Annotated in this window: 4 protein-coding genes; 2 read left to right on the forward strand and 2 right to left on the reverse strand. The window is 60.5% G+C overall.

Translation table 11 applies throughout. The features are described 5' to 3' along the window. Together N1078_RS06720 and N1078_RS06725 are read right to left on the reverse strand one after the other, a co-directional pair. Entirely contained in the window at window positions 1-1,650 is a 1,650-nt protein-coding gene (locus tag N1078_RS06720) for a ShlB/FhaC/HecB family hemolysin secretion/activation protein (RefSeq protein WP_274087433.1), read from the reverse strand. After that, entirely contained in the window at window positions 1,638-20,309 is an 18,672-nt protein-coding gene (locus tag N1078_RS06725) for a leukotoxin LktA family filamentous adhesin (protein ID WP_274087434.1), read from the reverse strand. The genes N1078_RS06720 and N1078_RS06725 overlap by 13 nt, the downstream gene beginning before the upstream one ends. Window positions 20,310-20,518: 209 nt before the next feature. Here N1078_RS06725 and N1078_RS06730 point away from each other — a divergent pair, with 209 nt between their 5' ends. Then, window positions 20,519-21,103 (forward strand): response regulator, encoded by a 585-nt coding sequence (locus tag N1078_RS06730; RefSeq protein ID WP_274087435.1) that lies wholly within the window; start codon window positions 20,519-20,521, stop codon window positions 21,101-21,103. Between the two features lie 71 nt (window positions 21,104-21,174). Beyond that, window positions 21,175-22,884: an ATP-binding response regulator gene (locus N1078_RS06735; RefSeq protein WP_274087436.1), complete on the forward strand. Its 1,710-nt coding sequence runs from the start codon at window positions 21,175-21,177 to the stop codon at window positions 22,882-22,884. The last annotated feature ends 508 nt before the right edge of the window (window positions 22,885-23,392 follow it).

The raw sequence follows: 23,392 nt of genomic DNA on the forward strand, positions 1-23,392 counted from the left end.
TTATCGAATGATCAATTGCGCCAGAACCTGGCCGCTATCCTGATCTGGTGTTACATCTTTAAGAGTGTTGGCCGCGACCAGGCTCAGGCTGACATGCCGCCCCCAATTGAAGTTCAGCCCAATACCCACGCTCATCAGGTCAACATCAGCCGTACCAAGCTCCATCGCCCGACCGTAATCGAAGAACACGAATGGTTGTAAATTGTCATTGAAACGCCAGTAGGCTTCAGTGTTAAGGGTTATTCCCTGGGGCGAAGCAATCACCCCGGACTCATAACCCCGCACACTGCTGATGCCGCCAAACTGATACAGCAGCGCGGAAGGAAGACTCTCTGTGTCGGTGGCGAACTGCCAAGACAATCGGCTAACCAGTTGATAGTCGGTTTGGATGTCGCGGCTCAAGTAGCCAACACCATTGAGCAACTGGTAGCTATCACCTTCGCCGTTCACGGCATTGTCCGCCGAAGCCTGGCGCAGGCGTTGCTCATAGCGGCCATACCAGGGCCCGTCACGGTATTCGACCTGCCCCTTGAGGATCACGTCATCAATATCCACCTCGCTTAGCAGCAGGCCATCAATGGTCGATTCGGAGGTCTGGTGGCTGTAAGCGATACCACCCAGCAAGGTCCAGTTCTTATCGACCCACCAGGGCTGGTCGTAACCCAGGCCGTAGGAGGTCGAATCACCCTCGATATTCAGCGCAGCGAAGGGGCCCTTCTCGATGCTCATGGTGTTAGTGCCGGTCTCGAAATAAACAACGCCGTTGTGACGGTTGATCGGACGGCTGTAGCGCAGGCTGCCATATTCCGAACCAGAAGTGGCGACCACCACGGCATTCAACGCATCGGCGACGCCGGTCGGGGAAAACCAGGTCAAACTGCCGCCATACTGCTCGCGGCCAGTGCCTTCGCTGCCGTAGTTGTTGAGAAACACTGACCACTGCCAAGGATCGGGTTCGAAGGCCTGCAGATCGACCCGGGTGGTACCGAAGCCCTGGCCGGGCACCAGACTGGCACTGACCTGCGGCCCCGGTGAAGTGCTGTTGAAACGCGAAATAGCAGCCATCAGCGCTGGGCTATCCAGTGTTTCCCCCGGCGTCACTTCGATGCGTTCCCGATAGAACGCTTCATCTACGTACTCAGGCGCTTTCTGCCAGCCGAGCGAATCAATCTTCGCCTCGACCAGTACGATGCTAAGCACCCCATTGCTGATGCTTTGCGGTGGCACCACAGCACGCGCGGTCAGTTGTCCGGCCGACTCGTAGATCGCATTGATCTTGCGTAACAGCTCGTTGATGTCTTTGAAGCTAATGCTACGACCCACATAGTCGCTGGCTAATGCCTGCAACCGTGCCTGATCAATGAACACCGAAGGGTTGAAGTGAATACCCTGTAACACAAAGCTTTCATCACCCGAGGGCAACTCCTGCGATGGCGCTATCTCACCCTGCAGCGCCGGCACCTCAATACGCCGGGCACGCTCCTCAATTTCACGCTGACGCTGGATCTGCTCCTGCTGATTACGCTGCAGACTTGGATTGATCTGCCCCGGCACACCCGCGGGAATAAGTGGGGCCGCCTGGGCCTGCGCCGCGACCAACAGTCCGACAACGCTCAGCCCGGCCCAGTGACCCTTGATCAAATTTCCCACTTGCTTACCTCTTCACTGGTCGACGGCTGTTCTGGCAGGTCGAGATTGATGCGTAGCTCAGCAGGTTGCAGCTGCCAATTGGCGACCCAGCCACCGCCGGAGACGCGCAATGCAGCAGCATCAAGTAGCGATGCCAGTCGCGCTAAGGTGAACCCGTTGGAGAGGAACTGCTCGCCATAGCGTGCCGCGGTCATGCCCTGGTACTGAATGCCACCGGCGCCTTCGTGATCTTCCATGAAGTTCGGCACAAGTACTTGGTGCGTGTAGGCACGGTGCAGTACATAGGCGTTGGTAGTACTGGTCAGTTGGTTCTGCGCGAAGCTGAAGGCACGATCCTTCTCGTAGAGCTGGATGTCAGCGCCGCCCAGATAAGCCGGGCTGGCGTTGTTCATCAGGATTATCGCCTGTGAGGTTTGCAGACGCATGCGATCCACGCCTTGGGCATCGTCGATCGCCAACTGGGCACCACTCATCTGCACCTGGCTGTCCGAAACGTGTAACTGGGCGATCTGCACCTGGCCAGCCTGCAAGCCGAGAACCAGACGATTGGCGATGGCATCGCCGCTGCCGGTGATATCCAGGTTCAACTGGCCTGCACCGGTGTGCTGGCCATACAGCTCGATATCCTGGCCATGTAAATCGGCGCTCTGGCCGATGCCGGCATCCGCTACCCGGATCAGATTGCCCGCCCACAGGCTCATGGTCGGCGCCTGAATCCGGTCGACGTCGATGCTGCCCGGACCGGCCACAGCATTGCGCCAGCCGGCATTGATGGTCACGCCCTGATCTGCCACCAGCTCATTGCCGCGAGTATCGAGGATGCTGTCGAGCAGCACCTGGCCGCCCGCCAGCAGACGGGTGAACCCGATGTCCTCGTCAGCATGCCAGCTCTGATCTCCACCGCTCTGGCTGGTGCCCACGCGGATGGCGCCACTGGCCAACAAGCCCACATCGCCACTGGCGGTGAGTTGATTCAGGCTCAGGTTGTGGCCTGAGGCGCTGATCAAGCCGTTGCCGGCAACGATGGTCGGGATACTGATGTCGCCCGCCGCGTTGAGCAGCACATCGCCATTCACTGCCGCACCCTCGAACAGGCCGCTGGAATGGATACCGGTGCCCATGGTGATACCACCACCGGCTGCAGTGATGGTCACTGCACCGCCCGCCTCAATGCCCTGGGTGAGGTTCACTGCACCGCCGGAGGTCAGCAGAACATTGCGCCCGACCCTGATGGCTTCCAGGTCAATCTCGCCGCCGACGGTAAAGGTCAGGTCGCGGCCGACTTCGGCCACACCGGTGACATTCAGATTACCGCCAATGCCCACGGTGAGGTCGCGTCCAGCACGCAGCGAGTTAGCACCGACGAGGTCGACATTAACGATATCCAGATTGCCAGTAGCCAGGATACCGACATCGTTTTCGGCTTCTACCTTGAGCGCGCTGATGTTGCCATGCCCTTGGCTGGCATCACCGTTGACCTGCAGGAAGACATCGCCCTGCAGGCTCTGCGCGCGACCCAAGCGAAGGTTACGACCAAAAATTTGCAGTAGCCCTTGAGCCTGGGCGTTACCGCCCAGTACATCGCCATCAGCGCGTACCAGAATATTCGCGCCGGACTTCAGGTGTGACGGCACCAGCACGTTCGGCGTGGCCGGATCGGCCAGTAGGCCGAACTGGATGTTGGCCAGCGAGCCGGCCAGGGTTGTCAGGGTCAGATCGCCACCGCTGATACCCGTGCCAATCTGCAGGGCATCAGCAGTGGTGTGGACCGACAGCGTAGTCGCAGCATTGACATTGCCCAGCTGCGCGCCGCCTGCATTGACCTCTACCCGCTTGCTGTCGCTGTGCAGGTCATTTACTGCAAGCGCCCGCGCGACATTCAGCAGCAGGTCACCACCGGTGCTCTGCAGACGGCCCAGATCGGCACTGCCCACATCGAAGCTGACCTGCCCGCCCACCAGGGCGGTGTCGCCGATCCAGTCGCCGTTGCCGATGACGGTCAGGCTGTCGCCAATGTTCAGCGCACCGTAGCGCAGAGCAGTACCTGCTGCGCCGCTGTGGTGCAGTTGGGCTGCCCCACCGGTGTTGGCCTTGAGCAGGCTCAGGGCACCAGTAACAGACAGATCCAGATCCCCGCTCAGGTTCAGGTCAGCGATGTTCGCGGCGCCCAACTGGAACAGGGCGTTGCGACCGGTCAGACGACCCAGGTCCAACTGGCCACTGACAGTCACATCGCTATCGCCGGTAATGTCCGCGGTGCCAACCTGGGCGCTGGCAGCGCTCAGGTGCCAGTTGCCACCCGCAGCCAGTTCATCGACGAAGAACGACCGCGCGACATTCAGCAGCAGATCACCAGCGGTGCTCTGCAGACGGCCCAGATCGGCGCTGCCCACATTGAAGCGCACCGGCCCGCCCGCAAGAGCAGTGTCGCCGATCCAGTCGCCGTTGCCGGTGACGGTCAGGCTGTCGCCAATATTCAGCTCGCCATAGCGCAGGCTGGTACCCGCTACGCCGCTGTGGTGCAGTTGGGCAGCACCAGCGGTGGTGGCCTTGAGCAGACTCAGGGCGCCAGCAACGGACAGATCCAGGTCACCACCCAGGCTCAGCTCAGCGATGTTCGCGGTGCCCAGCTGGAACAGGGCGTTGCGGCCGGCCATACGATTCAGATCCAACTGACCACTGACAGTTACATCGCTATCACCGGTAATGTCCGCAGTGCCAATTTGTGCGCTGGCAGCGTTCAATTTCCAGTTGTCTCCGGCTGCTAGTTGATCGATACCGAACGAGCGGGTGACGTCCAGCTCAGCCGATTCGCCGACCTGTGCTTGCCTCAGGTACATATCCCCTGATACTTGGGTCTGCAACCAGCCACCTGCGTCAAGCTGATCAACCCGCAGATCACCGCCCTGATACTGGATATTGCCAAGGGCCTGCAAACGCCCCAGGTTCAAGCTCTGACCCGCACTACCAAGCACAATGTTGCCTGCTTCAGCGCGCATCAGCGTGCCGCTCAGCGCGCTCAGATTGCGCAGATAGATGTCACCTTGACGGGTTTCAGTACGGGTCAGCTCGGGCATATCTACCCGCAACGCTTGGTCGACCCTGCCGATGCCCTGCTGAGCCAGCATGACGGCCGACCCTGCGCGCTCGGCACGCAGATTAGTCTGGCCATCACCGTTCGCGTCGATGCGACCGCCAGCCTGCAGATTGAACAGATCGCCTTCAGCCTGACCAGCGCGGAACAGTTGTCCCAGTGACATGTCTCCATCGGTGTTGATGGCCAGCAAGCCACCCGTCTGGATCAGGCTGTCGGCATCCATGGACAGGCTGGCACCGAGCCAGGTGGCGTTGCCGCCAGCAATGGCCTGGTCCCGCAGACGTAGGGCACCAAGGGCGCTGACCAACAGATCACCGCCAGCTGACAAACGCTGCAGATCCGTGGCTTCTGGTGAATTCAATTGCAAGTCACCGCCGGCCTGCAGGTCGCGGCCACTCAGGGTCGATTGGGCGTCCAGATACAGGTTGCCGCCGGCACGGATCAGACCCGCACGTAATGCACCCGTGTCGCTCAAACGGATGTCGCCGCCAGCGCTGGCATCCAGCTCGCCATCCAGCGACGCTTGATCGATCACCAGCGCAGCACCATTCAGACCGAGAATGTTGTCACGGGCATTCAGCCGGATGCTCTGACCTGTCACCGTCAGACCTTCAAACTGTCCCAACAAGCTGCCGTTGGGGGCATCCAGGCGCAGATCGCCAACCGCGAAGATACGACCAATGCGGAAGTCGTCACCCAGCCAGCGCAGACCAATGTGCTGGCCAGCCGAGGCCGACAACAACCGCCCGGCCACATCCAGAGAAAGCATTGCATCCGTGTCAGTCGTACCCAGATTACCAGTGCCCGCCAGGAGCACCAGATCACCGCCAATGCTCAAAATGCCTGTACCAGTGGCCGCCAGAATGCTGCTGGCAGCGGCCAAACGCGCATTGCCGCCACTGATCACGGTACCGATATTTAGATCACCGGCTGACTGCAGGTACAACGCCCCACCCGTCGTGGCATCAAAGCGTTCGCGGGCCGCCACATAAAAAGGCTGGGTACGGTTGACCAGCAGGCTGACCAGCTGCCCTTGTTCGTCACGGATCAGCTCCACATCGCCCGGCGCGTTGGCTATCGCCAGTGCTGCCGCTTGCTGGACAGTGAGGTTGCCGGCACGCAGGGCGGCAAAGTCGATCAGCAGGCTGTCGGCCAGGCGGCCAATATCCTGGCTGGTGATCAGCGTTACATTGCGTCCGGAAACGTTAGGGTCTGCTGCCCCTACAGGCGTGCTGGCGGCAGAACCCAGAGCAGTGGAATCGATGGCGTAGCGCAGCTCGCCTTCAGTCCAGATGGCATCGCGGGTCAAGGTTTCGATCTGCGCGGCAGTCGCGGTGTAGCTGAAATCGCTGCGTTGGGTCTGGAAGTCCGTCTGCTGTGTCCAGCCTTCGCCAAAGACGCCTGCGAAAAATAATGCATGACCGTGATAGCGCTCGTCGGCAAAGCCCTGCACCTCGGCATCGCTGAGCCCGGTGCGACCCGCCTGCAACTCAGCCAATGGCCGGTAAAAGTCCAGACTTTCCTCGGCCAGCACGAAAGTATCACCTTGCAGACTGCCAAGTTCACGCAGGCGCCAGTATTCACGGTACTGACTAACCACCTGATCCTGGAAGGGCTTGACTGTGCCCTGCAGAATATTGTCCTCAGCTCCGTACGCGCTGGTGAGCTTGAGTTTTTCCCAGATCTGCTGGCGCTGGCTTTCGTTCAGGGTATCGGAGGCCAGACGCTGACCGGAATCGTACAGCGAGCCGTTATCGACCTTCAGCCAGACGTCACCGGTTTCCGAAATGATCTGGCCGATCCAGGCGTCACCCTCAACTTCATTGATGAACACATCCCGCACGGCAAAGGCATTCAGGTTGCCATGGGTACTGCCGCCAGAGGCCGTCCCCTGTTCACGGGCAATGACCCGTAACGGCACAGCAGTGCTGCCGATGGCACCTGTCGCGTACAGGTCAAGGTTGCGCCCGAGCACATGTGCAGCACCTGCAGACAAGCCACCTATCGCACCCAGGTCACCATTTACCCGCAGAACCACATCACCCAGACCGTTACCGGCATTGATGCTGCGCAGCAACACATTGGATGTCAGATTCAGGTTGATGCCGGCGGCGCCAGAGGTGGCCTGCAACGTTCCGTTATTGGCAAAGCCGGCGACCACGGCACGGCCATCCTGACCAATATAGCCGCCGGCGGTCATGCGCAGTTCACGGCTGAAACTGCTGCCGTCACTGCCGTTGATGATGTTGCCCGCAGCATTCAGCTGGGTCACCCCACCGGGGTTATTCAGTCGCCCGCCAATGATCAGATTGTTATTGGTCTTGGCATCGATCAAACCGGCCGAATTACCGACAAAGGCAATCTGGAACGGGTTGTCGGCCTTGACCGAGTGGTCGATACGCAGCGTGGCCGAGCGAGGGAAACGGTAGTCCCATGACGAATAATACTCGCCAGCCCGTGCGTGACCGGCCGGGTAGCGACCACTGGCTTCGAAATCCCAGTGACAGCCGGAGCCGATGCTGTCTCCACAACCGTGGTAGTTGACCCCGATACCGTAGGTATTTCCCAAGCTGCCGCTAATGCGCTGTTCATAAACATTATCAAGCGCACGTGTTACCACTGCACCCGAGGAGACGGTCCATGGATCGTTTGGCGTGACATCATTCCAGACCCAGTTGCTGGCCGAGAAATTATCACCATCCCGGATAATTTCCCGCGACAGGTTAGCTTGCTGGTACCACTCGAAGCGCAGATTGGCAGCCGGATTATAGGTGGTCGAACTGGCCGCAGAGCTGGAAACACGATAGGCACCCAGAACCGAATTGGCACCATTGCGGTTGTCATACACGCTCAAACCGCTGTTCTGATCATGCACATACCAGGTACTCAGAGTCCGGCCACCTGTTGTGGTCTTGAAGGTATCCACGATCTGCACAATACCCACCGAACCCACCCCGGTATCAATATTTCCGAGTTGCAGTTGATGCGATGAACGGTTGTCAATAACCACGTTACCGAAGCCATTGTTGACCTCAATGCGACCCGCTGTATTGGTACTGATGATGCCGCCACGCATATAAATGAAGCCACCGCCGGAGGCGTTGACATCATCCAGTTGAATGCGTTGATTGACAAAGTCGTACTTGGCTCCGATCCGCTGACCACTGGTGGCCGTTAGCAGATGCGTGGGAATATCCACGGCCTCGACGCACAAACCGTTGGAGCAGCCATGCTGGCTGATCCAAGCATCTAGGTCGGCACTTATGCGGACCGAGCGGTCAGTCTTCATGCCACTGCTAATGGTACCGTTGATATCGATATAACGTGCTTGAATACCAACCTGACCACCCACAACACGCCGACCATCGCCACCGCTGCCAATATTGGCCTGTTCGTAATTGACTGCACTTTTGTACAGGGAGCGGTAGTTAATAATCGGCACCCAGGAGTCGGTATTGTCCATTCCGTTGAACTGGAAAGCACTACCGGTAAAGGATTTCGCTGTGGCCTCACTGCAGTTCAGAGCTGACCCTATCGACGCCGGCAGACAACCACCGAACAACAGCACACTGGAGCCATCTGAGTCACTGTAGATGCCGGCACGGTACATCATGCTGAGCGTCAACAATGTCCCATTGTTAAAAACGCCGTTTCCGTAAACATCACTGGCAATCAGTTCAAGAGCCACGTTGGCCGAGCCGGTTACCCCGGCGAAGGAGCGCCACTCGGAGAACGGATTACTATTGACTGACCAGTAGCTATTTGGTTGGAAAACCGTCATCGAACCATTCGGGACTTCCACCAGTACCTGCTGGCCATAGGTCAGACCAAACTGACCAAGCGAGCCCTTGGCATTGGAGATATGGATCAGGCCGCCTTGGTTGAGAATATCGCCAACCAGGAAGATCGCCGGGCCGAAACTGACGTTGCCGACATTACCGCCAAAACTGTTGTCGATACGGATCTCGGCACGCCGGTCAGCGGCCACTTCATTAACCTGACCATTGAACTGCGAACGCGAGGCCGCACCCGTGAAATACACCCGGCCGCCGGGTTGGTCGGGGATCAGGGCATTGCCAACCAGCAGATAGTTGGCACTTTGGTTGATCACCTGGATACGCGGACCACCGTTGGCCGTGAGGGTACCGTTGCCGGACAGACTGTCAGCATTAACCGTGACGGTACCGCCGGCCGCGAGCATGTCACCCAGCTCAATGGCGCCGACGTTGCTGCCGGAAATCGTGCCCTCGATCACTGCACGGGTCACTTCATCCATGTCAGCAAAGGTATTGAGGAACTGACGCGGGTTGAAGTTGCTGAGTTTTACCGCGCTGACTGACAGGCCGGCCGACTGGGTCAGCGTGCCGTTGGCAGCAATATTGATCAGCAGCTCGTTATAACGACCAGCCAGTAGTGTGCCGTTCAGGGTAGCGGCAATGTTACGGCTGATATTCGCATTGCTATTGCGGCTGGTCACCGGGATGAAACCCAACTGATAACCCCGCGCTTCACCGTCGGCCAGCGCACTGACCAGGCCGTAATAACTGCCGACCCGGACATTGCGCGCGGCCAGCACCTGACTGCCGGACGCCAGCACGGTGTTGGCCTGGTTGACGATATCGGCATCAGCCCGCGCGGCGGGAATAGCAATGAGGCCGCGTACCGAGCTGTGCGCTACCGAATTGAGCTGCAGGGTGTTCTGCCACAGCCCCTCCGGATCGTCGCCAGCGCTCAGGGTAATGTTGCCCAGCGCCTCCAGCTTGGTGTTGCTGCCAACCGACAGTAACTGGTTGGAATTGAGGTCACCATCGACGCGCGCATCAGCCAAACCGGCTACGCCCCAGGTGCTGGCCAGTGCTTCCAAAGACATGCCGGCCTGGCTGTAGGTGCCGGCGCCGAGCGAACCGCTGGAGAACAGCGCGCCGTTGGCACCAATGGTCACGGTGTTGTTCAGGTTCGCTTGGCTGTCCACGCCCACGCCGCCACCGGCAATTGCGCCACCCGTACTCAGGGTCACAGACTCGCTCACCTGCATACGGGTAAAGGCACGCAGTAACAGGCGAGCGCTGTAATCGGCAGCATTCAACCCGGCGAATAGACTGACACTGTTACCCACATCGACATGGGCCTTGCTGTCGATCCGCGTATCACTGTAAACCGCCTGCCCACTGATCACGCCGCCACCGGCACCGGAGGCCGCTGCACCGAGGTGACGGCTGAAGATATTGTTGTTGGCCGTGATAATCAGATCCTGCTGCGCCGCCAGTCGGCTGTTCTGGCCAATACGCGCAAGGCTGTTTGCGATCACGCGGTTCTCGCCACCGGCACCGCTGGCGCCAGCCAGAGCGGCATTCACCGAGTTCGCATGGGTGCCAAAGATCGCCCGGTACTCGGCCGTCAACGACAGATTACGCATAGCAATCTGCACCGAATCTCCGATTTCCGCGGTTGCCGAGCCCTTGGTACGGGTACTGGCTATTGACGCATTACCGGCGATAACACCGCCACTGCCAGCCACTGACTTGGCCTGGTTGATATCTTCGGCGTTGGCATTGACCAGCAGATCGCTGATCACCGCAGCGCCATTGCGGTCGCTGGCAAAGTTACCCAGGCTCGCCAGGGTAGTGCTGTCCGATTCGGCCTTGGCCACCGAGGCACCTACTGCCAGACCACCCACCGCTACGCCGAGCGCATCGGCATACTGATGACTGCGACCATCAGCCAGAATTTCGATACGCCCTGATGGCAGCTTCAGGTGAGTACCGGTCAGTGCGCTGACGGTGGCGGTATTGAAAGCTTCGGCAATGGTGGCATTGGCGCTGAGGAACAGACCGCCGCTACCGGCAATGGACTGGGCCCGGACGTTGGCCTTATCGGGATCAATCTCACTGCCGCTGCGGTTGTATTCAAGCGCCGACTTCAGGCGTAATCCACCGCTGCCGCGCACATCAGCACGGTTGCCAATGCTCGCCTTAACAGTATTAGCCGTTTGTGCCCGGGCATAGGACGCGCCGACGGCAACACCACCGGCTACGCTCGCACCCAGTGCATAGGCATTGAGTTGTGGCAGCACACTGGCGCTGAGGGATACGCCGCCCGTGCCGCCATCCACCATCACATCGTCGCCGACCCGTGCTTCCACCTTGGTGCGCTCGATCGCGATCGAGGCCACACCGGTCCCGGCAACAGCCAGACCACCCGCGGCAGCCAGACCATACACATTGATACCACCCTCGCCACGTGCGCTCAGATTGACCGCATTACCGGTCAGCTGGGCATTATCGGCAACCAGCACCTTGACGTTACTGTCGCGAACGCCGCTCGCCACCACGATGCCAACCGCAGCAGCACCGGCACTGGCACCTAGGGCATCAATATCCAGGTTGAGCAGGTCACTGGCATTCAGGTTGATTGCGCCCGTGCTGGTATGCGCACCACTGATGCGACTGCTGATGTCGTTGCGCATCTGGCCGATGGCCAATGCTGCGCCAAGACCGACGCCAAAACCGGCACCTCCAGCGTAGGCTTCGACCTCGACTGCATCATCATGGCCGGCAAGGGTACTCGCCCGGGCGTTGATATCCAGAGACGCGGACTGACTGCTGCCACCATTCAGCTCGGCAGCCACCCGCGCATTGGACAGAGTCAGCGCAAAACCGCCACCAACCGCAGCGCCGCCGACAGCAGCGGCACCGGTCAGATTGCGGCTGTAGAGTTTATCCTCGGCACTGATGCGAGTGGCGCCACTGGTGACGATGCTGCTGTCACTGGCCCGAGCCAGGGTCTCGTGCTTGCGTAGGCTACCTGCTTCAAAACGATCCCCCAGGTCGGTCTTGTTGCTGTTGACGCGAGTCTTGGTCGCCGAATCGGTTTTACTCACCAGCTCGTATTTCTGCGTGCTGTCGTTCCACTCGTAGGCGTCGTAGGTCAGATCACCGGTCTTGTCGGCCTGGCTGATGCTATTGGCCTGGCTGAGGCTGCCGTTACCACCCTTGTCCAGCTCATCCATGGCGTTGACGTTTTCATCACCGGCGCTCACGGAGGTGGCGCCGGAACCCAGCAGCAGCAGTCCCATACTGCCGCCCAGGGCGCTGGTACCAACGGAGCCGGTGACGGTGTTCAACCGGATGTCGCCTTCACGCAGGGCGCTGAGGGTGAACTGATTACCGACCAGGGTCGAGCGATCGAACAGCGCACGGGTGGCGCTGTTGGCCACCAGGACGTTGGCACTGCCACCGACACTGGTGCTACCCGCCACTGCCGCACCGACGGTGTTGCGGACATTCAGGTTGTCTTGGGCGCTGATCGACAGGTGGCCGAGCGGCCGGCTGGCCTGGCCAAAGTCAACCTGACTGGCACCAGCCTCGGTGGTGGTTTCCACCACTGCGATGCCAATCGAACCCCCGACTGCCATACCGCCGCCGCCGGCACTGGCCACATTCATGGCGATGCCAGTGCTGTTGTTGGCCGTCACCTCGGTGCCGCCGCTGAGCACGCGAGTGCGGGCAGCAGTCGCAGCGTTCAGGTCTGCGCCCAGCCAGGCGCGGGTGACGCTTTGGTTGTAGAGGGTCGCCAGGGCGCCGGACACCGCTACTGCACCGCCGGTCAGGCTGGTGGCATTCGGTGCCAGGCGCTGCAGGGCGCTGGCGCTGACCTTGAGCGAACCGACATCCAGCTGGCTGGCGCCATTGACCAATGCCTCGGTTTCACCCTTGAGGATGACCAGGCTGGAAGAGATGCCCGGGGCCACGATGGCGCCGGCAATGCTGGCGATGATGGTCGAGACATACTGGCCCGAACCGGACGATACCTCAGTCAAACCCCGGCTGTTCAATTGCACGCCGGTCAGACGCGCCTGGGTCAGGCGGCTGATGATCGTGTTGTCGACACCCGCACCGACTGCCGCAGCACTCGGGCCGCCGGCCACGGCAGCCAGGTAGCCAGCCGTGTAACTGTGGCTGTTGGCACCGACCCGGACATTCTGGGCGGTACCCGCGCCCGCGGCCTGGTTGATCCGCGCGCCGTCGATATAGCCCAGGGTGCTGCCGCCCAGCACGGTGGTGTTGACCACCCCGGAGACGGCGGCGCTGGCCAGCGGCACCACCGCCAGACTGGCCGACAGGGCGATCTGACCGACCTGCTGGATGGAGCTGGCCTGCACCGCCAGCCCGGTAATCTGGTGCTGACGGATCGACAGGTTCGGGTAGGGATTGAACTGTTCGGCCTGGATCCATTCGTGGTCGTCGCCCGGGGCGTTGTTCAGCGCGCCGTTATCGACCAACAGCCTGTCGTTGGCATCCTTGGCCAGCGCACTGACCGACGTAGTGTTGCCGTCGATATAGGCTTTGGTGTTGGTTTCCACCACGTTGACCGTGGCCAGTGCAGCAATGGCCGCATTGCCGGCGCCGGCGGCAGACACCGCCGATCCCAGGATGCTGTCGAGGTTGCGCGCACTGACCGCGATATTGTTCTGCGCCAGCACCTGCGCCCCGCCGCCGATACGTGCCTGGGTCAGGGTCTGGATGATGTTGGTGGCCGCCACGGTGGAGACCGCGGCATTACCGGCCCCGCCGCCAGCGAGGATGCCGGCGATGATGTTGGCCTTGGAGTTGGCATCGACACGCAGGTTGCGCAGCGCCCAGCCGGCGCCAAGGTTGCCAGTCATACTGGCGTGGATTTCGCTGGCGACACGGTTGATTGCGGTACCCACGCCAACGGCGGCGGAACCGGCACCGGCGACGCCACCGGAGCCTGCATGGATGCTGGAGGTGTCACTGGCCAGAATCTCCAGATTGCCGGCGCTGCCGCCGCTGTTGCTGACCTCGGCACGGGTCTGCGCAGCAATGTTGTTGCTGGTGTTGGAGAAGGCTACGCCGGCGCTGCCGCCGCCCACACCGGCCACGGCCAGGGTGAGGATATGGCCAGCGGTGGCGGCTTCGACCCGCCCATTGCCAGTGCCCAGTTCAATCGTGCTGTCGATGATGCGCGCGATGCGCTTCTGGTTGATGGTACTGACTGCAATGGCCGCCCCCACCGCTGCAGTGCCGGCGCCCTGGGCGTTGCCCGCCAGGGTTTTGATATCGGTCTCGCCACGGCTGACCTCGACCAGCAGGGAGCCGGCCTCGACGTCGGAACCCTTGATTTCGGCGCGTTCTTCACCTTCGACCACGTTGATCGCCAGCGAGCCGCCAACCGCCGCGGTACCGGCACCACCGGCACCCACCGCCATGGAGCGGATCTTCGAGGAGCCACCGCTGGCCAGCGTCAGGGCGCCGCCGACGGTCAGATCGCTGTCGATGACCTCGGCCAAGCGCTTGGAAAGGATGATGTTGTTGGTGTCGGCAATCCCGACGGCGGTGGTCCCGGCGCCGCCAAAGGCCCCGGCCAGACTCCAAATGGTCCGATCGCCGAGCGCTGCCGACAGATCCAGCGCGCCCAGATTCAGGGTGCTGCCTTCGATGGCCGCGCGTTCGGTGCCCTGCAACACGTTGCTGGAGAACGAGCCGTTGACCGCCACGGTGCCGGCACCGCCGCCAGCCAGGGCAATCGCGTAAATGTTCTGTTTCGCGCCGCTGGCCAGGCTGGCGTGGGAGAAACCGCTGACCTCGCGGCTGTTGCGAATCAGCGCGATGCGATCGGCGCCGATCCGGTTGACCGAAATCGCGCCGCCTACCGCCGCGGTACCGCCGCCCTTCACCGAACCGGTGAGCGAGGCGATCGTCAGACCATTGCCGGCGCTGCTGTCCAGATCCAACGTCTTGCCGCTACCGGTGGTTACCAGTCGGCTGTTGTCGATCAGGGTCTTGTCTTCGCCGTCGATCACGTTGACAACGACGGAGCCTCCGACACCGGCGGTTTGACCACCGGCGGCGTTGATGCCCAGGCCCCAGATCTCGCCGTCCAGCGAGGAGGTCAGATCGGCCGAGCCGGTCAGTTTCACATCACTCTCGGTCAGGCTGGCGCTGCGTTCGGCATCAATCAGGTTGACCGCCACGGCCCCGCCGACGCCAGCGCTGCCGCCGGCGGCCGAGAGGTTGAAGGCCACCGACCAGATGCTCGCGCCCAGCCCCGGCTGACTGGCGCTGATCGACAGGTCGCGGGCGCTCATGATGGCGTTGTTAAGACGCGCGGTGGTGGTGTCGGCGATGCGGTTGAAGGTGATCGCACCACCCACCGCCGAACCGCTGCCGGACACTTGGCCGGACAGTGCCGCGGTCATGATGCGGCTCTGCAGGGCGGCACCGATATCGGCGTCACCGGTGAGTATGTAGGTACCGTTCTGCACGCTAGCTGCCGCACTTTGCTGCATGTCGTTGAGGCTGACAGCACCACCCACCGAGGCGTTGTTGGAGCTGGCGGTGATGTTACCGGCCAGCGAGTAGGCGCCGCCGCCTTTGGCGGCCTTGACCGTCAGGTTGTTGGCCTTGAGGGTCTTGCCAGTCATATCGACGTTGGCATTGATGCTGCCACGCGCAACCACCGCCGTGGCAGAGCCGGAAACGGCATTTTCCTTGGCGCCCGCCGCGCCAATCGCCGCCGCCAGCACGTCGGTGCTGTTGCCGGCATTGACACTCAGATCACCGGTAAGGTCCACCTCAGTATTGGCCAGGCTGGCGCTGTAATCACTGCCGGTATAGACCACGCTGACCGCGCCGCCGACCGAGGTTTTGCCGCTGCTGGCAGCCACGTTACCGGCGATCGCCAGCACGGCTTCACCGGCAATCTGCCCGCTGAACAGTTTCTGTTCGGTGGTATTGCCGGTGGTCGAACCGTCTTCGGCAAACAGATCATCCTGGGTATCGATCCCACCGTCGATTTGCTGGGTGGTCTGCGCGCCATCCAGGTCCAGTTCGGTATGGCTCAGGGCGGTCAGTCCGGCCTGGGAGAACAGGCCGTCCAGCGCGGACAGGCCGGTAACGCTCTGGGCGTTAACGTTGACGTCACCACCTCTCAGGGAGGAATCGCCTGTGTCGGATTTGTCGACCTTAGCACGCACGTCGTTATCGACGATCACCAGGGAAATCGCGCCCGAGGCAGAATTGCTGTTCTGTCCAGTGGTCACCGCGACGGCAAGGGCACCTGCCAGCAAGCGCGCGGCACTGTTAGCCGAGACATCCAGGCGATTGAAACCGGTTGCCGTGCTGCCGAGCCAATCGGCAGACAGCTTGTTCTTCTGTACCGCCAGCACCAGGGAGCCGCCGACACTGCTGGCGCTGCCGTTGGAACCGGTGGCCAGTGAGAAGGAACCGCCACCCAGCAGGGTACGACTACGGTCGTAGGCTGTGACGGCAATACCCTGATTCAGCCCGGTACGCTGTTTGACGATGCTGTCTAGCACCAACGCCGCGGTAGTGTTGGTGATCACCCCGCCGGAGACCGACATGGCCACCGAGGTGTTGTTATTGCCAGCGGTCGCCGCCGCGATGCCCAGGCCCATGGCGACCTGGTCACCGGCGCTGGCGGCCTGAACCTTGAGCAGGTCGTTGTCGTTGAGGGTGGCGTTCTTCAGCTGCGCCTGGGTCAGGTTATACAGGTGGTTGTAGGCGATCGCACCGGCAATGGCCGCGCTGCTCTGGCTGCGCTGGCCACCGGCGAGGGTGAAGGCACCACTGCCCGAGCCGCTGAGCTGGTTGGTCTGATTGAGTGACAGTACCGTGACCTTACTGCCCTTACTTGGCGGATCGCGCGGATCAAGGACGATATCACCCAGCTGAGCGCGGGTCTTCTGACCCACCACGTTGACGCTGGCCGAGCCAGCCAGCGCCAGCGATTGCTTGGTCTTGCCGGTGCCAGGGTCAGGCTTGTCATCGAACAGACCTTTGATCTTATCAACGACCTCGCCGATCTTGCCGGGGACGCTGACGATGGTGTCCTTGATGCTGGTGGCGCCGTCTTTGGCGCCGGCGATGCCGTTTTGCAGGCCCGCCGAGGCATCGCCAAAGACCATCTGCAGCAGGCCCTTGCCAATCTCCTCGACCGCCCCCATCACGCCCTTATCGGCGCTGTCGGCATCGGCCTCATCCTGCTTCTGCTGCTCTTCGGCGGTGCGCGCGACAGCGCCAGCGACGCTAAAGGCACCGACCTGGCCGGTGCTCTCGGCATTCACCAGCAGCTCATCGACCACCCAAGTGGCCTTGCCATTGCCGGCGGCTCCCACACCCAGCGCACTGCTGCGCAGGCTGCGGTTGTCGCCGACCAGCGCCAAGACGTCGGTGTGCAGCACGTTGACCGCGACACCGGCGCCGATGCCGGTTTCGTTGGACACCGCGAGAGCGCCCGCCGCGCTCCAGAGACCCAACTGGTGATCGGCGGTGATGCCGACCTGCTCGGCCTGGACAACGGTGCTGTTGTGGATGGAGGCATTGACGTCGGAATTCACCACGCTGACCACCACCGCGCCGGTGCCGGCAACGCTGGCGCCCTTGCCGGCCGACGGCGTGACGCCGATGATCAGTTCTTCCTGGCTGGCCGTGACATCGACCCGTTTGCCTTTGACCGTGCCATTGGCGCCGATACCGGCACTGGCCTGGTTGTTGCTGACCTGAACGTTGACACCGCCACCGACGGCCTTGCCATCGGAGCTGTTGCCGAACAGGGCTAACGAAATGTTGCCGGCAATCGCCAATTGCTGGATCTGGTTGGCGGCACTGACATCCACGGCCGAGTCCCAGGCCCAGACAAACTCACGCAAGGCCTTGCGTGCCTTGTCTTCGTTGTTGTCCTTATCCCTGATGACCGGCAGGAAGCCATAGGGATTGGCCTGCCAGTTGTTGCCGGTCGCGGTGGCGGTCAGGCTGACGTTGTCACCGACCCAGGCGATGGCATCGATATCGGTGTTGAGCACCGCCACCGAGCCGGCCAGACCGGTTTCCTCGGAATTGCTGGTGGCATTGGCATAGACGCTGGCGATCTTTCCCGGGATAGCCGCAGCGCCCGGGACATGCGTCTTGAGATTCTCAAACACCTGGTCCAGCGAGTTCCAGCGATCCAGGCCGGCGAGATCCAGCGCCTGCATATTGCGCGCGGCAACGCCGATATGGCTGGCGTTGACACTGGTGTTGTCCGCGATCAGCGCCCGGGTGTGCTGGGTCAGCTGGTTGTAGGAGGCCGCGACGCTGATGCCCATCTTGGTGCCGTCGTCCTTTTCGGCGTCGGCCAGCACCTTACTCTCGGCACCATTGTGCAGGCTGCGCTGCTGCTGCAATGCGGTGACCGTCAGGTCGCCGTCCAGCACCAGCCTCTGCGGCAGCGCCTGATCACCGCCGCCAATCCGTGCCTCGACCTGATGATTGGCAATGCCCACGGCAACGGCAGAGGCGAAGCGCAGTTTGCTTTCAACCGGCCCCGCATCGGGCTTGATTTCCATGCCCAGGAAGGTCTTGACCTTGTTACCAATGGCAGTGGTGAATTTCTTGAAGTCTTCCTGCGAGAGCACCTTGGCTTTCAGGCTGTCGAGCATGGCCTTGCCGGCCTGCACGCTGGCGTTGGTGGACTGCAGGGAAACCATGTTGGCGGCGTTGACGCTCAGGGAGTTGGCGTCCAGATCAGCATCGAAACGGGCACGGGTGTCACTATTGAACAGCGACAGGGCGACGGCCGGCCCCCCCATGGCACCTTGTCCGACACTTTTGGAGGACGCGGTGTTGCTCAGGCTCTGTTCGGTCAGGGCGGTCACACTGACATCGCCAGCAACACCGCCAAGACGCGCGTTACGTGCCACCGAGGCAGTGGTGGTGAGATCGGTGTGCGCCATGCTGAAGGCGGCCGACAAGGTCGTGGCGTTGCTGCCCTGACCATCACGCGTGGTCGAGGCACTGCCCTCCACGGCCAGGCTGTCCTGGCTGTGGGCCAGTAGCGACATGTCGTCGGCGGCAATGGTGGCGTTGTCGAGGATTTCGACCTTGGTTTCACCGGCCAGCCGGCCATAGGCAATACCGGCGTTGAACGGCAGTTTTGACGTAATCACCGGCAGCGAGAAGTTGGCGGTATCGACGTTACGGGTGGTTTCCGCGGCCAGGTGCAGGTCACCCGAAGCCTGGATGTCGGCGGTACCGGCAACCGTCACCCGCGACGTCCCCTCGGCCACCGCGAAGGTGGCGTATGGCAGCATGGTGATGAATTCGCTGTAGTTCGACGGTGGCACCGCACCCTTGTCATGGCTGCTGGCCTCCACCAGCAGGGTGTAGACGTGCTCGGCGGCGCGCTCATCGGTCCAGCCGGCATTGAGCAGCTTGACCTTGTCGATCATCGCCTGCAGCTCGGCGGTGTCGAAGAAATCGCCAAGCAGGCCGGAATCAACGCTCACCTGGGTGACGGAGCGGGCGGTGACGTCCTTGCCGATCAGGGTGCCGCCGATGTCGATGGACGAATGCGCCTGGGCGTAGCCGCCCAGCTGGCGGTCCACCGCGAGGGCCTCGACGCGCACATTGCCGGCCTTGTCGGCCTGGTCGTGACCCGCGTCCAGCTCCGCGCCGGCCTTGATATTGACCCTGGCAGTGCTGTGGGCGGAGCCCAGGTTGGCCTTGCTCTGGCGCTTGATTGCCGCTTCCAGCTGGTCGACGTCGTCAATCGCGCTGCCATCTGCGTTTACGGCGCTGAAGCCAAGGTCGCTGTATGCCTGCAGGGTGATGTTTCCGGACGCCTCCTGGGAGCCAGCCAGGGCGCGGGTATTGATCTTGCCGGTGGCTTCTACGTTCAGCTCCGGTGCGTTGACCTGCACGCCGCCACCGCCGCCATCGGCCATCAGCGCGCGCAGTTCGCCGGAAATAGTCACGTCTTTCTTGCCGACGATCAGGATGCTACCCTGGCGGACTGCCGCCGTCGCATCGACCAGACCGTCAGTGTTGACCGTCGCCTGGAACACCTGAGCACCGGCATTCACTTGCGCATTGCTAGCCACCACCGCGCTTGCGGCGAACAGATTGACCGAGCCGGCACTATAAACCTGCCCCTCAATACTGACGTCGCCGGAGCCGCCGTTGTACTTGCCGGCCATCAAATCGGCCGCAAGCGCCGTGCCATCGGCATCGCTGCCGTTGGTCATGGTGGCAGCCAACTGGCTCATCTGTGCAGGGCTGGGGGTCGTGACCGTCAGGCTACCGACGTTGACCACACCAGAGGCGCCGACTACCAGGCCATGGGGGTCGGCGAAAATGATGTTGCCACCGATGGAGCCGTCCTTGAGGCCGTTCAGGGTACCGTTGATCACCGTGCGCGAGTCGTGCACCAGGTTGACCAGATTGGCCTTGCCTTCAGGCACGTGCAGATTGACGGTTTTGTCGGCGTTGACGTTAAAGTGGCCGAAGGAGTTGAAGCCAGTATTGCCACTCACCGTGCTGGTGGTGATGTCAGTCACCGCGCCGTTGGTCACCATGCTGGTGGCGGTGGGCATTCCCGTATGCAAGGTGATGTTATTAGTGCCGGCGTCCGCTGCCGCCCAGGCCGGGATCCCACCGATCGCCATGAGCAACGCTGCAGTGATTCGATTCGGACGAAAGGCCTCAAAGGAGTCAACCTTTTCCAAGGGTTGGACCACTGCATTCGAGCGACTGTTTACCGGCATATCAAAGCACCTTCCCTTTCACTTCGTAACGGCATCCACAAAGTCAATACCGCTGCACGTCATAAATGACGACCTCGCAGACTTTGATGGCTTTTTTTGTAAAAATCAGACTAGCGCCGACTGGTCATTTGGCAAATAGTCCATTTGGACTGATTACTTGCCAAGGCTCACAAGTACGCGATTGAATGAGCATCATGACAACTCATCTAATGCTGATCGATGACCATGCACTGTTCCGATACGGAGTCGGTATGGTCTTGGCTGCAGGGCTGGTTGATATCGAAATTACAGAAGCGGCCTCACTTGAGCAAGCACTGCTGCAATCTGATGATGCTTTTGACTTGGTCCTGCTTGACCTTCAACTTCAAGGGCTGAATGGTTTGGACGGCATTGCGTTGATCAAGCGCAAATGGCCTCACTCCAAAGTCGTAATAGTTTCCGCGAATCAGGATAAGCACATTCAGGACGAAGCTTTAGCACGCGGGGCGCATGGTTTCATCAGCAAATTAGAAACGCCCAGCCGCATGCTTGAATTGGTCGGCCAAGTACTTGCCGGCCAACTGCCAGCAAGCACCCCAGTACCCAACCCAGACAAGAAGCCAAGGCTTAGCCCACGGCAATCCGAAGTCCTAGAGCTGTTGTGCTTGGGCTTGCCCAACAAGCTGATTGGTCGGCGCCTGAATCTGTCGGAAAATACTGTACGCGGTCACGTCCAGGCCATCCTTCAAACCCTGCAGGTGTCTAGCCGCTCGGAAGCTGCATTCGTGGCGCGTCGTCAGGGGTTAATCAATTGAGAGCAGCGCCACTCCCTAGCAATTTGGAACAGGACATCCGCACAGAGCAGGTGCGGCTGGTGTTCCGCAGCATGAAGAGCTCGCTGTATCTGGGCAGCGCACTGGCACTGACTCTCACCCTGGTTTTCCACAGCGAGGAGAACCACAACGCTGTACTAAGCTGGCTTGCAGCGGTCATCGTGAGCCGCGTAATCAGTGTTGGTTATGCACGCGCTGCTTTACGCCGCGGGATAAACGCGGAAAACACATCTCGGCACATCCATTACATGTGTGTCATCAAGATCCTTGAAGGCGTGGCCTGGGGATCGCTGGTATGGATTGTGATGGGTCATACCAGCCTGGCCGAGCAACTACTGGCTATGGCCTCGCTGGCCGGGGTCAGCGGCAACGCCGTATCGCTGCTAGCCCCCGTATTTCCCTTATTCCTAAGCATGCAGCTCGCCCAACTGGCCGCCATGAGCAGTAGGCTGCTGACACTGGAAGATTCCTCCTTCGCCATTCTCAGTGTCGGCTGCGCGCTGTTCGTAGCCGGTCAGTCTGCCCAGGCTATGCTGGCCCAACGCACCTCCCGGCAATCATTAATACTGCGCTTCGAGAACCTCGATCTGATAGAACGTCTTAAGGTGGAAAGCGAGAACGCCGAACTGGCACGCGGCAAGGCAGAAGAAGCCAACCTGGCGAAATCAAAGTTTCTCGCTGCAGCCAGCCATGACTTGCGTCAGCCAGTACATGCCCAGGAACTGTTCCTCGAAGTGTTGACCAGGAGCGATCTGTCAGACTTTCAACACAAAATCCTTAACAATGCCCGCGCCGCCAGCCAAGCCTCGGCGCAGATGCTCAACACCTTGCTGGACTTCTCACGCATCGAAGCCGGGGTAATCGAGCCACAAACACGTTCTTTCCGCCTGCAACCACTACTCCACAAGCTCGAAAACGAGCTCGGCGGTCAGGCCGACAACAAGAAAATCGTTTATCGCTGCCGGGAGACCCAGCTGGCGGTGTATTCCGACGAGAACCTGCTGGAATTGATGCTACGCAACCTGATCACTAACGCGATTCGCTACACCGAAACAGGTGGCTTGCTGGTCGGGTGCCGCAAACGCGGCAAAAAAGTCGTGATTGACGTATTCGATACCGGTATCGGAATCGAACCTTCGCAGCAGCGTGAAATATTTCAGGAGTTCCATCAGTTGGGTAATCCCGAGCGTGACCGGCTCAAGGGTCTCGGTCTGGGTCTTGCAATTACTCAAGGCCTGGCTCAATCGCTTGATCACAGCGTGACGTTATCGTCCCGCCCCGGACGCGGAAGCGTATTCCGCATTAGCCTGCCGTTAGCTACATCTGGTGAAACTAGCGATACATTAGCCTCTCCCAAAGACTCTCAGTTTCAAACTGGGCTGTTACAAGGCTTACGTATTCTTATCATTGATGATGACGAGATGGTACGCGAGGCCATGGTACATTTACTTTCAGACTGGGGATGCGATTGCAAAGCAGTAGAGCACACTAGTGGAGCGTTGGAACTTGTCGAGCAGTGGCCAGCAGAGGTGCTCATCAGCGATTATCGCTTGCGTGAAAATCATACCGGCGCAAATGCCATTGCCCAGATACGGGAAGTAATGGGCACCATCATTCCAGCCTTGATCATAACTGGCGATACAGCTCCAGAACGCTTACGTGAAGCGCTACAAAGCGGTTTGAAACTGCTTCACAAACCGATATCGCCGACTGATCTCTATCAGGCACTAGCCAAAATAGCGCCTGCAAATAGAATCGAATGAATTACACCTGCACGGCCGGACCCTAAATATTCCCATCGTATGTGGCCAAGTTATCTCAACAGCAGAGATTTACTGCTCTGCTGACTTTAAGTTTCTATAGGGCTGACTGCTTTAGATAACGATTCCATTTGCCATCTAGGCAGGCCCTCCAGAAGATGTCGATATGCGGGGATGTAACAATCTATCAGCATGATCGCGCGAAAATACCAAACTCGTGCACGCTACTTTTATCGGACTCGCTGCGGTGAGGATGATCCCACTTCAGCGCAGATCTGCGAGGCTTTACTTGCAAGCGTGTTGCCGCTGACCGAAAACTGACCCAGTAGAGGCTGTTCTGCCGACTGAAAACTGACCCAGGTGTTCAACTGCTTCTGCTCAATTTTTGAGCAGGAGAACACAGGGTGATCAGTATGGAAATGATGGGCAAAATCCGCCGGATGTATTTCCGCGACAAGCTGTCGCTGCATGAGATAGCCAAGCGCACCGGGTTGGCGCGCAACACGATTCG

It is taken from the genome of Pseudomonas sp. MIL19 (genome assembly GCF_028680365.1).
In the GTDB taxonomy this organism is placed as follows: domain Bacteria; phylum Pseudomonadota; class Gammaproteobacteria; order Pseudomonadales; family Pseudomonadaceae; genus Aquipseudomonas; species Aquipseudomonas spirodelae.